Here is a 13,187-nt window from a genome sequence, read left to right as displayed (position 1 = left end):
GCTCTTCCGACCGGGGGCCCCGGCGAGCCCTAGGCCGTCTCTTTCGGATCGTGCCGGGGCTCGCGAGCCCCGGCACCGCGCCTCGCCGATCCGGCCTGCTCCGAGAGAAGCTCCCCAGGGCCTTGCGTCTCGGCCCGATCCGGACCGAAGGACCCTAGCGCCACTCCCCCGTCGCCAGAAAGTGCCTGATCTGCTCGGCGTGCGCAGTGATGTCCAGGCCCTGATCCTCCAGCCAGCCGTCGGAGTAGTACTTGTCGAGGTAGCGGTCCCCCGGGTCGCAGAGCAGGGTGACCACGCTCCCCCGGCGCCCGGCCCGCACCATCTCCGCGACGATCTTCAGCGCGCTCCACAGCCCCGTGCCGGTGGAGCCACCCGCCTTCCGGCCGATCGCGGTGTCGAGGGCGCGCACGGCGGCGACGCTCGCCGCGTCCGGGACCTTCATCATCCGGTCGATGGCGCCGGGGAGGAAGCTGGGCTCCATGCGGGGGCGGCCGATGCCCTCGATCCGGGAGCCGGCGTCGCTGGTGGCGCCGGGGTCGTTCCTGGTCCAGCCGTCGAAGAAACAGGAGTTCTCGGGATCGGGGACGCAGATCCGGGTGTCGTACTGCATGTAGTGCACATAGCGGGCGATGGTGGCCGAGGTGCCCCCGGTGCCGGCGGTGGCGACGATCCACGCCGGTTCGGGGTAGCGCTCCAGTCGGAGCTGCTGGTAGATGGACTCGGCGATGTTGTTGTTGCCGCGCCAGTCGGTCGCCCGTTCGGCGTAGGTGAACTGGTCCATGTAGTGGCCGCCGGTCCGTTCGGCGAGCGCCGCGGACTCCTCGTACATCCGCCGGGGGTCGTCCACGAAGTGGCACTTCCCGCCGTGGAATTCGATCAGGCGGATCTTCTCGGCGCTGGTGGTGCGCGGCATCACGGCGACGAAGGGGACGCCGATGAGGCCCGCGAAGTACGCCTCGGAGACGGCGGTGGAGCCGCTGGACGCCTCGATGACCGGTTTGCCGGGCCGAATCCAGCCGTTGCAGAGGCCGTAGAGGAAGAGCGAGCGGGCCAGCCGGTGTTTGAGGCTGCCCGTGGGGTGGGTGGACTCGTCCTTGAGGTAGAGATCGATCCCCCACTGCTCGGGGAGCGGGAAACGGAGCAGATGGGTGTCGGCGGAGCGGTTGGCGTCGGCCTGCACCTTGCGGACGGCCTCCTTCAGCCAGTCCCGGTACTCCGGATCGGTGCGGTCCACATCCGCGGTCGCCGCCGCCCCGTCCGTCACTCGCTGCTCATCGGTGTCCATGGCCGCCGTTCCTCACCGTGCTGGTTCTCCGCTCCGCACCGCCACAGTAAGCCCCCCACCAGGACAAACGATGACTTGGGGAATCCATAGGGGCGGCTTGTGGTTCAGTTGGGTGTGGCATGGGCCCTTCCCACTGGTATACGGAGCGGGAGTTGGGCAGACTGCCAGCAGGCAAATGTCATGAAGGGGGCGGAGAACCTATGACGATGGCCGAGCCCGAGTTCCGGGCGACCGGGGTGCGGATCGAGCGGTGGCCTCGTTCGCTCACCAAGGCGGGGCAGGTGCTGATCAAGGACGGCCGGCTGGAGCTGCTGACCAGCTACGGCAAGGTGATCGACAGCGCGCCGGTCCGTGCGGTCAGGGCGGGGAGGGCCTGGTTCACCGACGAGGGCAGTGCCGCGCTGACGGTCAACGGCAAGCGGTACCGGCTCACCCTCGGACAGCGCAACCACCGGGCGGACCCGGAGACCCTGACGGGGCGCTTTCTGAAGGCCGTGCGCGGGGCGGGTGCCTCCGAGGGCTGAGCGGCCAGGGCGTTCACCTGAGTGCCGCGGAGCCGGAGGGCTCTCCGGAGTGCCGAGTTGCGGGACGGTCATGTGTGGTTCACGCTGATGTCACATCACTCAGGGTGCATCAGCGGTGACACTGTGATTGTGCGGTGGATCGCGGGCACCGCCGGGCACGACTCAGCAGGCAGCCTCTGCTGGATCATCCGACCTCCGTCTTCTTCCGGACCTCTTTCGGGGAGTCGCAGCCGTGATCAGCCAGTCAAGCAGGCACTGCACGGTGGAGCTCCAGGCCCTGCCGTCGCGGATCGGTCAGGTCCGCAGAATCGTATCGGCGCAACTGCGCTACTGGCATCTCGATCCTCTGATCGACCAGGCAGCGCTGGGCGTCACCGAGTTGCTGACCAATGTCCATCGGCACGCCGAACCGGACAAGATGTGTGTCGTGGACATCGAGCTGCTGCTCGACCGGCTCACGGTCTCGGTCCATGACCACGACCCGCGCATTCCGTCCGTGCCCGCCGCCGCCCCGGACGGCGATCTCTTCGCCACCTCCGGCCGGGGGCTCTCGTTGATAGCGGCGGTGAGCGAGCAGTGGGGCGTACAGCCTCAGGGCGATACGGGGAAGACCGTCTGGTTCACGCTCGCCGCGCCGCCGCCCCCGGCGGACCCGGCATCTCCCGCTCCCGAGGCGGCCGTCACCGCCCGGGCGCCGGAGGAGGCTCCGTTCATCGGGCTGGCCGAGGACGGCGAGCAGGGCGCGGGCACCGGTGAGAGCACCGGCTCCGAGGCGGAGGACTTCAGTCCCGAGCGCGATCCCGAGCGCGAGCCGGAGCCGGAGCCGGATGCGGACGCGGTCCGCGCGCCTGCCGCCGCCCGGACCGCCGTGGCGGGCTGATGGGCTGACCGGGGCTCCGGGCCGCTCTCCGGGTGCTCCCGGCGCTCCCGCCGCCGGGTGACCCCGCGGTCAGGACGGGCCGCCGTCGCGGCGGCCGAACTGCTCGTCCAGGACCGAGAGCCGGCGCCAGTACTCCTCCTCGTCGATCTCCCCCGCCGCGAACCGCCGTCCGAGCAGCGCGACCGGCGAACGGGGTCCCGGCGCGACGGCGGCGGGCCGGGAGGCGTACCCGCGCAGATGCCCCCGGGGCCCGCGCCAGACTCCGGTGCGGCGCAGCAGGACCACGAAGCCGGCCGCGACCGACGCCCAGACCAGGGGGAGAAGAAGAATCCACGGGCCGGTCACGGGTCCGTGTGCCAGCGTGTCCATATCTGTTCAGCTCCTCGGTGACGATGACGGTGAGGTGCGGCGCCCGGGCGCCCTGTCCCTTCCGAGGCTCCCGCCGGGGGCGGCCCGTGTCGTCGTACGGCCGGCGGCCCTCCGGATACCGCCCGGGGAGTACGGGACGGGTGCGGGCACGGGCCGCCGGCGGCGGGGCGGGGTGACACGGCCGGCCGCACCTCAGCCGGGCGGCGGGAAGGACCGCTCCAGCCTCCGCCGCAGCCGCTCCTCGTGGATGAGCCGGCCCACCAGGGCGCCCCCGTAGACCACCACGCCGACGCCCACCAGCCAGGACTGGAGCACCAGCACGGTCCCGAAGGGCCCGTAGGTGACCGCGTTGGAGGCGATCAGCGGGGAGAAGACGAACTGGGAGAAGATCCGCAGCCCCAGCATGAACAGCGCGGTCACCACCGCCCCGGGCAGCAGCGCCCGCCAGCGGACCCGGCCGCCGAGCAGCAGCCGCTGGGCGATCCAGAAGAAGAGGAAGGTGCCCGTCAGATCGACCAGCGCGGCAGCGGTGACGGCCACCGCGGACTCCGAGGCGGCCGGGGTGTTGACGAAGGCCAGCACGCCGAGGACGAGCAGGGCGAGAAAGACGACATGGCGCCACATGGTGTGCCAGCGGGCGGTGGGCAGGTCCCAGACCTTCTCGTAGCCGGTCTGCACCGCCGAGCCGAAGGTCAGGCCGAAGACCGCGAGGGCCGCGAGACCGAAGGCGGTGGTGCGCTGAAGGGCGGTGCCGGGCATGCCGAAGAGCCGTTCGACCTCGTCCTGCGAGGCCTGGGAGACCCCGAGCGCCTGCCCCAGCCAGCGGGCGAAGCCCTGGCTGCTCGCGGGGTCGGCCGCCGCGACGACGACCAGCAGCGGCACGAGGGTGAGAAAGCCGAGCGCGGCGAAGCCCATCGCGCGGTGCAGCAGCTCCATCGCGCGGGCCCGGTTCCAGGCGAGGGCGACGGGCGAGGCGAGAATCCGGGCGTGCAGTCGCCGGACCCGGTGCGGATGGGGCTGCGCACCGGAGGGCAGATGGGTCATAGCCCGCTCCCTACCCGTTCAGGGGCGGTGGGCCGCCCCGGGTGCCCCCGGACGGGTGGTGGGCGCCCCGGGCGGGCGTACGGGCGGGAGCCGGCGGACCGGAGGGCGCGCCCCGGCGCGGCTCGCCCCGGCCACCGGTGGTGACGCGACCGGCTCCCCGGCGGACGGCAGGGGTACGGAAGGTCAGGCCAGCGCGCCCAGCGGATCGTCGAGGACCGGCTGCCAGGCCAGCTCAGCGGCCCCCACCAGGCTGTTGTGGTCGAGGGTGCAGGCGAGGATCGGCACACCGCCGCCGCTGCGGCCCCAGAGACTGCGGCCGGCCACGACCGAGCGCAGCCGCTCCGGGTCGGCGGCGAGGAGTTCGCGGTGGAGCCCGCCGAGGATGATCCGGTCCGGGTCGAGCAGATTGACCAGTCCGGCGAGCCCCCGGCCCAGCCGGTCGACGAGCCTCTCGCCGGCCGCGCGGACGGCGGGGTCGTCGTACTCCGTGCGGAGCAGTTCCCTGGACTGCTGGAGCAGGGAGACCTCGGGGCCCGGGTCGCGGCCCGCGGCGACGAGGAAGGCCAGCGGGTCGGTCTCCACATCGAGACAGCCCCGGCCGCCGCAGTGGCAGGGGCGGCCCTCGGGGCTGACGGTGAGATGGCCGACCTCCAGCGCGAGGCCGGAACCGCCGGTGTGCAGCCGTCCGTCGACGACCAGGGCGCCGCCGACTCCCCGGTGCCCGGTGGCGACACAGAGGAGGTGGCGGGCTCCGCGCCCGGCGCCGTGGCGGTGCTCGGCGAGGGCGGCGAGGTTGACGTCGTTGCCGGCGAAGGCGGGGCCGGTGATCCCGGCCGCCCGGACCCGCGCGGCGAAGATCTCCCGCACCGGGGAGCCCGCCGGCCAGGCGAGGTGCAGCGGGTTGAGGGCCGTACCGCCCGGTTCGGCGACGGCGGACGGCACCGCGAGACCGGCGCCCACACAGCGGCGCCCGCTCGCGCGCAGCAGTTGGGCTCCGGCGTCGACGACCGCGCCGAGGACCTGAGCCGGGTCGGCGGCGACGGTGAGACAGCCGGGGGCGGTGGCGACGGTCCGGCCGCCGAGTCCGATGAGGGCCGCCCGGAATCCGTCGGCGTGGACCTGCGCGGCCAGCACCACCGGGCCGGACTCGTCGACGGAGAGCCGGTGCGAGGGGCGGCCCTGGGCGCCGGCCGGGGCGGCGGGCCGGGAGTCGACCCGGATCAGCCCGAGGGCCTCCAGTTCGGCGGCGACCGCGCCGGCGGTGGCGCGGGTGACACCCAGCGCGGAGGTGAGCACGGCACGGGTGGGCGCGCGGCCCGTGTGCACCAGTTCCAGAGCGGGGCCGAGTGCGCTCCGGCCCCTTTCCAGCTTTGTTCTGACGCTCGTCGCCTTGCCGTTCATACGGGCGAGTCTCCCATGATCCGAAGATGGCGCGGACGGGTTCCCCGGATCGCGCCCCCGCCGCCATTCTCCCTTTGTGCCGGACCCAAACAAAATTGGGAGGGCACCGCTCCGGGGGGATCTCGCGGCACCGCCGCCGCGTGGCCCCGACGGTGTTCCCCGCCCGGGACGGCTCCCTCCGCGCGGCGGGCGGGGCGTGCGCATCGCCGCGATCGAGGAACAGCCCGGGAGAGTGAGCGCCCGGGCTTCCTTTCCGGTGCCGGCGGCCGGGGCGGGCGCGCTCGCCGGGCCCCCGGGGATGGCCGTGACGGCGGCCATGGGGTGCGGCGGGATGCCGCCGGGGCCGCCTCTCGCCGGCCGGCTCCCGCCGCCGGTGACGGTCTCCGCGAGCGTGCGGGCGCGGTGCCGCCCGGCCGCGTGACCCGCGACAGCGGGGGGGGCGGGGAGGGTGCGGCGCACGCCGAACGGCCCCTGGGTGCGGGCGGGGCCGGGCACCCGGGGCAGGGGGCGGCGCACACCGAAAACCCCCGGGCACGCGGCACACACCGAAGGGCTTCCGGGCACGCCGGGTGCGGGCGGGGCCGGGCACCCGGGGCGGGGCCGCGCCTTGCCCGTCGGCCGCCGCCCTGTGAGACTCCCGTACATGACACCAGGTCCACGACGTACTCAGTCGGAGCGGGACGCGATCACCGTCGAGATCGGTTACGCCCTGCTGAGCGGGGTGTTCGTGGCGGCCGTGGCCTTCGGCGCGATCGCCGGCCCCAAGCTCGCCTTCACCTTCCCGTACGCCATCGAGCGCGGGCTGCTGCTGGCCGGCTGCGGCGCGGCGGCGCTCGTCTTCCTGGTGCGGGTGGTGACCGTGCTCCGCAGGCTCCCCGCCGCGGCCGCGGCCGCGAGGAGGCGGCCGGCTCAGCCCAGCCAGCCGGGCCGGACGAGCCCCGACTCATAGGCGAGGACGACGAGCTGGGCGCGGTCGCGCGCCCGGAGCTTCACCATGGTGCGGCTGACATGGGTTTTGGCGGTCAGCGGGCTGACGACCAGTCTGCGGGCGATCTCCTCGTTCGACAGACCCATGCCGACCAGCGCCATCACCTGCCGCTCGCGCTCGGTCAGCTCCGCCAGCCGCTCCGCCTCGGCGGGGGCCTTGGAGCGGGCCGCGAACTCCGCGATCAGCCGCCGGGTCACCCCCGGCGACAGCAGGGCGTCCCCCTCCTTCACGGCCCGTACGGCGCGCAGCAGTTCCTCCGGTTCGGTGTCCTTGACCAGGAAGCCCGAAGCTCCGGAGCGGATCGCCTCGAAGACGTACTCGTCCAGCTCGAAGGTGGTCAGCATGACCACCTTCACCTCGGCGAGCAGCTCGTCGGCGGTGATCCGGCGGGTGGCGGCGAGCCCGTCGACCACCGGCATGCGGATGTCCATCAGCACCACGTCCGGGCGCAGTTCGCGCACCCGGCGGACCGCCTCCTCGCCGTCGGCGGCCTCGCCCGCCACCTCGATGTCCCGCTGGGCGTCGAGCAGCGCCCGGAAGCCCGCCCGCACCAACAGCTGGTCGTCGGCGAGCAGTACACGGATCACATCGGTCTCCTGAGCGGTCGGGGTGTGGGGACGGGGCGCGCGGGGCCGGGCGCCGCAAGGGCTGCGAGGGCTGCGGGGACGGCGGGGGCGCGGCTCACGGCGTCTCCTTCGGCTGTACGGGGAGGTCGGCCCGCACCCGGAAACCGCCATCGGGCCGGGCTCCGGCCTCGATCGTGCCACCCAGCGCGGCGGCGCGCTCCCGCATCCCGGCGAGTCCGTTGCCGCTGCCGCCCGCGTCGGAGCCGCCCGCCGGGCCGTCGTCGTCGATCCGGAGCGCGAGCCGGCCCGGCCCGTAGCCGATCCGCACCTGGGCGCGGCGCGAACCGGAGTGCCGCACCACATTGGTGAGGGCCTCCTGGACGATCCGGAAGGCCGCGAGATCGGTGCCGGGCGGCAGCGGGAAAGGGGAGCCGTCGGTGGCGATGGTGACGGTCAGCCCGGCGGCGGCGGCCTGGTCGGCGAGTTCGGGGAGCCGGTCGAGACCGGGGGCGGGCGCGCGGGGCGCGTCACCGGGCGCGCGGAGGCTGTCCAGGACCTGGCGCACCTCCCCCAGGGCCTCCTTGCTGGCCGCCTTGATGGTGGTGAGCGCGGTGCGGGCCTGCTCGGGGTCGCTGTCGAGGAGGGCCAGTCCGACGCCCGCCTGCACATGGATCACGGAGATGGAGTGGGCGAGCACATCGTGGAGTTCACGGGCGATCCGCAGCCGCTCCTCGTCGGCTCGGCGTCTGGCGCGCGCCGCCCGCTCGGCCCGCTGGCGGGCCCACTCCTCGCGCCGCACCCGCACGAGTTCGGCGCCGGCGAGGACCGCCGACACCCAGGCGGCGACGACCAGCTCCTGCGTCCAGGGGGAGCCGTGGTCCCCGGCGGGCGGCAGATAGGCGTAGAGCCAGTGCGCGAAGAGGACATGGCAGACCCAGAAGACCCCGACGATCCACCAGGCGGCCCGGCGGTGGCCGCCGACGACGGCCCAGAAGGCGGCGACCACGACCGGGAGGAAGACCGGGCCGTACGGATAGCCCGCGCAGAGGTAGAGGAGCGTGACACCGGCGACGGCCGCCAGACAGGCCACCGGCCAGCGGCGGCGGACCAGCAGCAGCGCGGGGGCCAGCAGGAGCAGGGCCCACGCCAGGCCGTCGAGCGCGGCGCGGTGCTGGCCCTGGGCGGCGAAGCGGGTGCCGACGAGGATGATCACGGCCACCGCGAGGGTGGAGCGCCAGGGCACCCGACGGGCCCGCCGGGTCCCCCAGGGCCGCGGGCGCGGTGCTCCGTCCGGCTCCTCGTGCGGGCCGCAGCGGCGGCGGACCTGCTGTTCTTCCATGGCGGCCACGCTAGACGGGCGGGGGCGGCGGGGCGTCCGCCCGGCGGCGCGACCGTGCGTACTCCTGGAGGAGTACGGCCTCGGGGGCCGTACCGCTCCCGGTGGCCCGGCCGGGAGCGGGTTCAGCCTCCGGAGCGGCTGCCCGCCCGGCTGCCGGGGAGCGCACCGGCGGGGTGGGCGCCGAGGCCGGTCTCGTGCGCGAGCCGGGCCACGGCCTCGTCGAAGAAGGCGTCCCGGTCCTCGACCAGCCGGTTGAACTGGCCGAACACCTCGAAGGAGATCAGCCCGAAGAGCTGCGACCAGGCGGCCACCAGGGCGACGACGGCGGCCGGGGGCAGATCGGGGGCGAGGGTGGCGGTGAGCCGGTGCGCCTCGGGGCGGATCTCCTCGGCGAGGGACGGCAGGGCGAGGCCGCCGGAGCGGTGGGCGTCGCGGGCGATCGAGATCAGGGCGGCGCCGACGCGGGCGGCGGGGGCGACGGTGTCGCGGGGGGCGGTGTAGCCGGGGACCGGGGAGCCGTAGATCAGGGCGTACTCATGGGGGTGGGCGAGCGCCCAGGCGCGCACGGCTCGGCAGAGGGCGAGCCAGCGAGCGGTGGGGGCGGGGGCGGCCGGTGGGGCGATGGCGGACTCGGCGGTGGCTCCGACGGCGTCGTACGCGTCGACGATGAGCGCGGTCAGCAGTTCGTCGCGGCTGGGGAAGTAGCGGTAGAGGGCGGAGGAGACCATGCCCAGCTCGCGGGCGACCGCGCGGAGGGAGAGCTTGGCGGCTCCCTCGGCGGCGAGTTGCCGGCGCGCCTCGTCCTTGATGGCGGCGGTGACTTCGATGCGGGCTCGGGCGCGGGCGCCTCGGATCGTGGTCATGCGCGCAGTCTTTCACGTTTTGGAGCAGCGCCCACTAATGAGAGCAGTGCTCTTGCTTTAGCGCACCGCTCCGATGCACACTGATCTCAAGCGAGAGCACTGCTCTCGGAATCCGGTACCCACCCCTGGAGCCCGTCATGGCGCAGCAGATCGCCCACTACATCAAGCCCAACGGTGTCGACACCGCCGTGAACCGCGCGATCGGCTGGCTCGCCCGGCGCGGGGTGAGTCTGATGGGGAGCAGTGAGCTGTCCGTCGTCGGGCGCACCAGCGGTGAGTGGCGGAGCATCCCGGTGAACCCGCTCTCCCACGAGGGGAGCACCTATCTGGTCTCCGCACGCGGCCACTCCCAGTGGGTGCGCAATCTCCGCGCCTCGGGCGGCGGGAAGCTCACGCTCGGCCGCAGCACCCGCCGGTTCGCCGCCGTGGAGCTGTCCGACGAGGAGAAGCCGGAGCTGCTCCGCGCCTATCTGAAGCGCTGGGGCTGGGAGGTGGGCCGCTTCTTCGGCGAGGTGACCGCCGCCTCCACGGACGAGGAGCTCCTGGCCGCCGCCCCCAGGCACCCGGTCTTCCGGATCACGGTCACGGAGTGACCCCCCGCGAACGCCCTCCCACCGACGGACCGGGCCACACCCGGCCCCGCCGACCCTCAGGGCCCCGCCCTCCACAGAAGCCAGAAGACCACACCCAACCGAACCGACCCCCAAGGCACCCCGAGACCCAGAGACCGCAGACCGCACACTCAGCCCCGCCGGCGTTTGAGGCGCGGGGTCCGGGGCGGAGCCCCGCCAGGCGCCGCGCCCCGCGGGCATCCCGGCCACCGGGTGGGTCCGCACCCGGACGCCGGACAGGCCCCCGGGGTGGGGAACCCGGCCCGGCCCTCCACCGAGGCCCCGGCGGGCAGGCCGAACCTCAGACCCCGGCGCGCCGGTCCAGGGATTCCACCACCCGGCGCGCCACCCCGCTGGTGCGCACAATCCCCGCCAGCGTGGTCGAACCACGGGTGATGTCCGCGAAGGCCCGCCAGGCGGGCCGCAGGCCGGTGATCGCGGCGTGGAAGACACCGGGGCGCCGCTCGAACGCGGCGAGCAGCCGCCTCCCCACCCCCATCTCCACACCGAGCCCCGCCTTGATCGCGAAGGCGTAGTTCAGCGCCTGGCGCCGCGCGTCCACCGCGTCGTGCGCCTCGGAGATCCGCACCGCCCACTCGCCCGCGAGCCGCCCCGACCGCAGGGCGAAGGAGATGCCCTCGCGTGTCCAGGGCTCCAGCAGCCCCGCCGCGTCACCGCAGACCAGGACCCGGCCACGGGAGAGCGGTGAGTCGTCGCTGCGGCACCGGGTCAGATGGCCCGAGGAGATCGCGGGCTCGAACCCGGCGAGGCCCAGCCGGGCGATGAAGTCCTCCAGATAGCGCTTGGTCGCCGCGCCCTCGCCGCGCGCCGAGATCACACCGACGGTCAGCGTCTTCCCCTTGGGGAACACCCAGCCGTAACTCCCCGGCATCGGGCCCCAGTCGATCAGCACCCGCCCGGCCCAGTCCTCCGCCACCGGGTCCGGCACCGGGATCTCGGCCTCCAGACCGAGATCGACCTGGTCGAGCTTGACCCCGACATGGGCTCCTATCCGGCTGGCGCTGCCGTCGGCGCCGACGACCGCGCGGGCGAGGACGGTCTCCCCGGCGGAGGTCACCACGGCCACCGTGCGCCGGTCGGGGACGGCCGCGCCGTGCTGCTCCACCCGGGAGACGGTGACCCCGGTGCGCAGGGTGGCGCCCGCCTTCTGGGCGTACTCGACCAGCTGGGCGTCGAACTCCGGGCGGTTGATCAGCCCGAAGAGCATCTTCTTGGAGCGGCGGGTCCGGGTGAGCCGGCCGTTCAGTGTGAAGGTGACGGCGTGCACCCGGTCGCGCAGCGGGAGATCGAACCCGGGCGGGAGACTGTCCCGGGTGGGGCCGATGATCCCGCCGCCGCAGGTCTTGTAGCGGGGCAGCTCGGCCTTCTCCAGCAGCAGCACCTGACGGCCCGCCACCGCCGCCGCGTAGGCCGCCGAGGCCCCCGCGGGCCCGGCACCGACGACCACGACGTCCCACACCGTCCCCTCGTGCTCCACTGCCTCTGCCTCTGCTCCGGTGCCGCCGTTCTCGCTGCTCACGATGTGCTTCTGCTCCCGATCCGACGCGTGCCCCATGCTCTCGACGGCATCCTACGGCGCGGCCGTCTCACCCCGCTGTGGGAGGATCGACCACACATTTGCCGTACACACACCGCACAACGTCGTACCCCCCTGGAGCGTGCCCATGACCGCCGATCCGATCGCCGAGACCGTGGCGGCCCTGCTGCCCCGCGCCAAGGCGGAACTGGCCGAGCTGGTGGCCTTCAGGTCGGTGGCCGATCCGGCGCAGTTCCCGGTCGGCGAGTGCGAGGCCGCGGCGGCCTGGTGCGCGGGGGCGCTGCGGGAGGAGGGCTTCGAGGATGTCGCCGTGCTCGACACCCCGGACGGCAGCCAGGCCGTCTACGGCTTTCTGCCCGGCCCCGAGGGGGCGCGCACGGTGCTGCTCTACGCCCATTACGACGTCCAGCCGCCGCTGGACACGGACGCCTGGATCTCGCCGCCGTTCGAGCTGACCGAGCGTGACGGCCGTTGGTACGGACGGGGTTCGGCCGACTGCAAGGGCGGCTTTGTCATGCATCTGCTGGCCCTGCGCGCCCTGCGGGCGAACGGCGGGGTGCCGCTCTCGGTCAAGGTGATTGTGGAGGGCTCGGAGGAGCAGGGCACGGGGGGTCTGGAGCGTTACGCGGAGGCGCACCCGGAGCTGCTGGCGGCCGACGCCATCGTGATCGGGGATTCCGGGAACTTCCGCGAGGGGGTCCCGACGGTCACGGCGACGCTGCGCGGGATGACGCTCCTGCGGGTGCGGGTGGACACCCTTGAGGGCAATCTGCACTCGGGCCAGTTCGGCGGTGCCGCGCCGGACGCGCTGGCCGCGCTGATCCGCGTACTGGACTCGCTGCGCGCCGAGGACGGTTCGACGACCGTGGACGGGCTGGAGGCCGGGCAGCGCTGGGAGGGGCTGGAGTACCCGGAGGCGGACTTCCGCGGTGACGCGGGGGTGCTGGACGGGGTGGAGCTGATCGGCGCCGGGTCGGTCGCCGACCGCATCTGGGCGCGGCCCGCGGTGACCGTTCTCGGCATCGACTGCCCTCCGGTGGTCGGCGCGACGGCGTCCGTGCAGTCGAGCGCGCGGGCGCTGGTCAGTCTGCGGGTGGCGCCGGGCCAGGACGCGGCCGGGGCGACGGAGCTGCTGTCGGCGCATCTGCGGGCACACGTCCCGTGGGGGGCGCGGGTGTCGGTGGAGCAGACGGGGCAGGGTCAGCCGTTCCTGGCGGATGTGCGCAGCCCCGCGTACACGGCGATGGCCGACGCGATGCGGGTGGCCTATCCGGGTGAGGAGATGCAGTCGGCGGGCATGGGCGGCTCGATCCCGCTCTGCAGCACGCTCGGATCGCTGTACCCGGAGGCGGAGATCCTGCTGATCGGGCTGAGCGAGCCCAAGGCGCAGATCCACGCGGTGAACGAGTCGGTCTCGCCCGAGGAGCTGGAGCGGCTCTCCGTCACGGAGGCGCTCTTCCTGCGGAACTACGCGGCGGGCTGAACAACGGGGTGGACGGCCGACGGGACGACCGACCGCACGACGGACCGGACGACCGACGGAACGACCGACGGACCGGACGACCGACGGAACGACCGACGGAACGACCGACGGAACGACCGACGGACCGGACGACCGACGGGACGGCTCCGCCGGGCGCCCTCCGCGACGCCCGGCGGAGCCGTTCACGGCCCAGGTCGTCTCTTTCGGATCGTGCCGGGGCTCGCGAGCCCCGGCACCGCGCCTCGCCGATCCGGCCTGCTCCGAGAGAAGCTCCCC

General features: G+C 74.0%; 13 protein-coding genes. 5 read left to right on the top strand and 8 right to left on the bottom strand.

Going from position 1 to position 13,187, the window contains the following annotated elements; all coding sequences use genetic code 11:
• Positions 1–154: 154 nt before the first annotated feature.
• Positions 155–1,285, bottom strand: coding sequence for an L-cysteine desulfhydrase Cds1 (gene cds1, locus ABT122_RS31680; protein ID WP_351559296.1), 1,131 nt, complete (start codon positions 1,283–1,285; stop codon positions 155–157).
• A gap of 200 nt (positions 1,286–1,485) precedes the next feature.
• Between cds1 and ABT122_RS31675 the strand changes: the two genes are divergently transcribed.
• Together ABT122_RS31675 and ABT122_RS31670 are read left to right on the top strand one after the other, a co-directional pair.
• Positions 1,486–1,809: a hypothetical protein gene (locus ABT122_RS31675; protein WP_351559295.1), complete on the top strand. Its 324-nt coding sequence runs from the start codon at positions 1,486–1,488 to the stop codon at positions 1,807–1,809.
• 232 nt (positions 1,810–2,041) lie between these two features.
• Entirely contained in the window at positions 2,042–2,689 is a 648-nt protein-coding gene (locus tag ABT122_RS31670; protein WP_351559294.1) for an ATP-binding protein, read from the top strand.
• A 69-nt stretch (positions 2,690–2,758) separates the two neighbouring features.
• Here ABT122_RS31670 and ABT122_RS31665 read toward each other — a convergent pair whose 3' ends face one another.
• The 3 genes from ABT122_RS31665 to ABT122_RS31655 all read right to left on the bottom strand — a co-directional run bounded on the left by ABT122_RS31665 (position 2,759) and on the right by ABT122_RS31655 (position 5,503).
• Positions 2,759–3,058 (bottom strand): SHOCT domain-containing protein, encoded by a 300-nt coding sequence (locus ABT122_RS31665; protein WP_351559292.1) that lies wholly within the window; start codon positions 3,056–3,058, stop codon positions 2,759–2,761.
• Positions 3,059–3,250: 192 nt separating this feature from the next.
• Positions 3,251–4,102: a YhjD/YihY/BrkB family envelope integrity protein gene (locus ABT122_RS31660; RefSeq protein ID WP_351559290.1), complete on the bottom strand. Its 852-nt coding sequence runs from the start codon at positions 4,100–4,102 to the stop codon at positions 3,251–3,253.
• Between the two features lie 183 nt (positions 4,103–4,285).
• Positions 4,286–5,503, bottom strand: coding sequence for an ROK family protein (locus tag ABT122_RS31655; protein WP_351559288.1), 1,218 nt, complete (start codon positions 5,501–5,503; stop codon positions 4,286–4,288).
• Between the two features lie 643 nt (positions 5,504–6,146).
• On the opposite strand from ABT122_RS31655, the gene ABT122_RS31650 reads away from it, so the two are divergent.
• Positions 6,147–6,452 carry a DUF6332 family protein gene (locus ABT122_RS31650; protein ID WP_351559286.1) on the top strand — a complete coding sequence of 102 codons (306 nt, stop codon included), beginning with the start codon at positions 6,147–6,149 and terminating at the stop codon, positions 6,450–6,452.
• Here the strand turns inward: ABT122_RS31650 and ABT122_RS31645 are convergent.
• The 3 genes from ABT122_RS31645 to ABT122_RS31635 form a co-directional block, all read right to left on the bottom strand.
• Positions 6,413–7,078 carry a response regulator transcription factor gene (locus ABT122_RS31645; protein ID WP_351559284.1) on the bottom strand — a complete coding sequence of 222 codons (666 nt, stop codon included), beginning with the start codon at positions 7,076–7,078 and terminating at the stop codon, positions 6,413–6,415. The genes ABT122_RS31650 and ABT122_RS31645 overlap by 40 nt on opposite strands.
• A gap of 94 nt (positions 7,079–7,172) precedes the next feature.
• Positions 7,173–8,396, bottom strand: coding sequence for a sensor histidine kinase (locus ABT122_RS31640; protein WP_351559282.1), 1,224 nt, complete (start codon positions 8,394–8,396; stop codon positions 7,173–7,175).
• A gap of 122 nt (positions 8,397–8,518) precedes the next feature.
• A complete protein-coding gene (locus ABT122_RS31635) occupies positions 8,519–9,259 on the bottom strand; it encodes a TetR/AcrR family transcriptional regulator (protein ID WP_351559280.1) in 741 nt (246 codons plus the stop codon).
• 137 nt (positions 9,260–9,396) lie between these two features.
• Between ABT122_RS31635 and ABT122_RS31630 the strand changes: the two genes are divergently transcribed.
• Complete coding sequence (locus tag ABT122_RS31630; protein ID WP_351559278.1) at positions 9,397–9,852, top strand: nitroreductase family deazaflavin-dependent oxidoreductase; 456 nt, start codon at positions 9,397–9,399, stop codon at positions 9,850–9,852.
• A gap of 319 nt (positions 9,853–10,171) precedes the next feature.
• Here the strand turns inward: ABT122_RS31630 and ABT122_RS31625 are convergent, their stop codons facing one another.
• Positions 10,172–11,446, bottom strand: a complete 1,275-nt coding sequence (locus tag ABT122_RS31625) for a geranylgeranyl reductase family protein (RefSeq protein WP_351559276.1) — start codon at positions 11,444–11,446, stop codon at positions 10,172–10,174.
• Between the two features lie 109 nt (positions 11,447–11,555).
• On the opposite strand from ABT122_RS31625, the gene ABT122_RS31620 reads away from it, so the two are divergent.
• On the top strand, positions 11,556–12,911 hold the full coding sequence (locus tag ABT122_RS31620) for a dipeptidase (RefSeq protein WP_351559275.1): 1,356 nt from the start codon (positions 11,556–11,558) through the stop codon (positions 12,909–12,911).
• Positions 12,912–13,187 lie beyond the last annotated feature (276 nt).

The organism is Streptomyces sp. NPDC001985 (assembly GCF_040296845.1).
Classification (GTDB): domain Bacteria; phylum Actinomycetota; class Actinomycetes; order Streptomycetales; family Streptomycetaceae; genus Streptomyces.
The sequence above is the reverse complement of the archived record's forward strand: the minus strand, read 5'-3'. Positions and strand labels throughout refer to the sequence as shown.

Excerpts from the sequence above, each read along its gene's own strand:
- ABT122_RS31675 (WP_351559295.1), top strand. The coding sequence starts at position 1,486 with ATGACGATGGCCGAGCCCGAGTTCCGGGCGACCGGGGTGCGGATCGAG.
- cds1 (WP_351559296.1), bottom strand. The coding sequence starts at position 1,285 with ATGGACACCGATGAGCAGCGAGTGACGGACGGGGCGGCGGCGACCGCG.
- ABT122_RS31660 (WP_351559290.1), bottom strand. The coding sequence starts at position 4,102 with ATGACCCATCTGCCCTCCGGTGCGCAGCCCCATCCGCACCGGGTCCGG.
- ABT122_RS31640 (WP_351559282.1), bottom strand. The coding sequence starts at position 8,396 with ATGGAAGAACAGCAGGTCCGCCGCCGCTGCGGCCCGCACGAGGAGCCG.
- ABT122_RS31630 (WP_351559278.1), top strand. The coding sequence starts at position 9,397 with ATGGCGCAGCAGATCGCCCACTACATCAAGCCCAACGGTGTCGACACC.
- ABT122_RS31625 (WP_351559276.1), bottom strand. The coding sequence starts at position 11,446 with ATGGGGCACGCGTCGGATCGGGAGCAGAAGCACATCGTGAGCAGCGAG.
- ABT122_RS31635 (WP_351559280.1), bottom strand. The coding sequence starts at position 9,259 with ATGACCACGATCCGAGGCGCCCGCGCCCGAGCCCGCATCGAAGTCACC.
- ABT122_RS31655 (WP_351559288.1), bottom strand. The coding sequence starts at position 5,503 with ATGAACGGCAAGGCGACGAGCGTCAGAACAAAGCTGGAAAGGGGCCGG.
- ABT122_RS31665 (WP_351559292.1), bottom strand. The coding sequence starts at position 3,058 with ATGGACACGCTGGCACACGGACCCGTGACCGGCCCGTGGATTCTTCTT.
- ABT122_RS31650 (WP_351559286.1), top strand. The coding sequence starts at position 6,147 with ATGACACCAGGTCCACGACGTACTCAGTCGGAGCGGGACGCGATCACC.
- ABT122_RS31620 (WP_351559275.1), top strand. The coding sequence starts at position 11,556 with ATGACCGCCGATCCGATCGCCGAGACCGTGGCGGCCCTGCTGCCCCGC.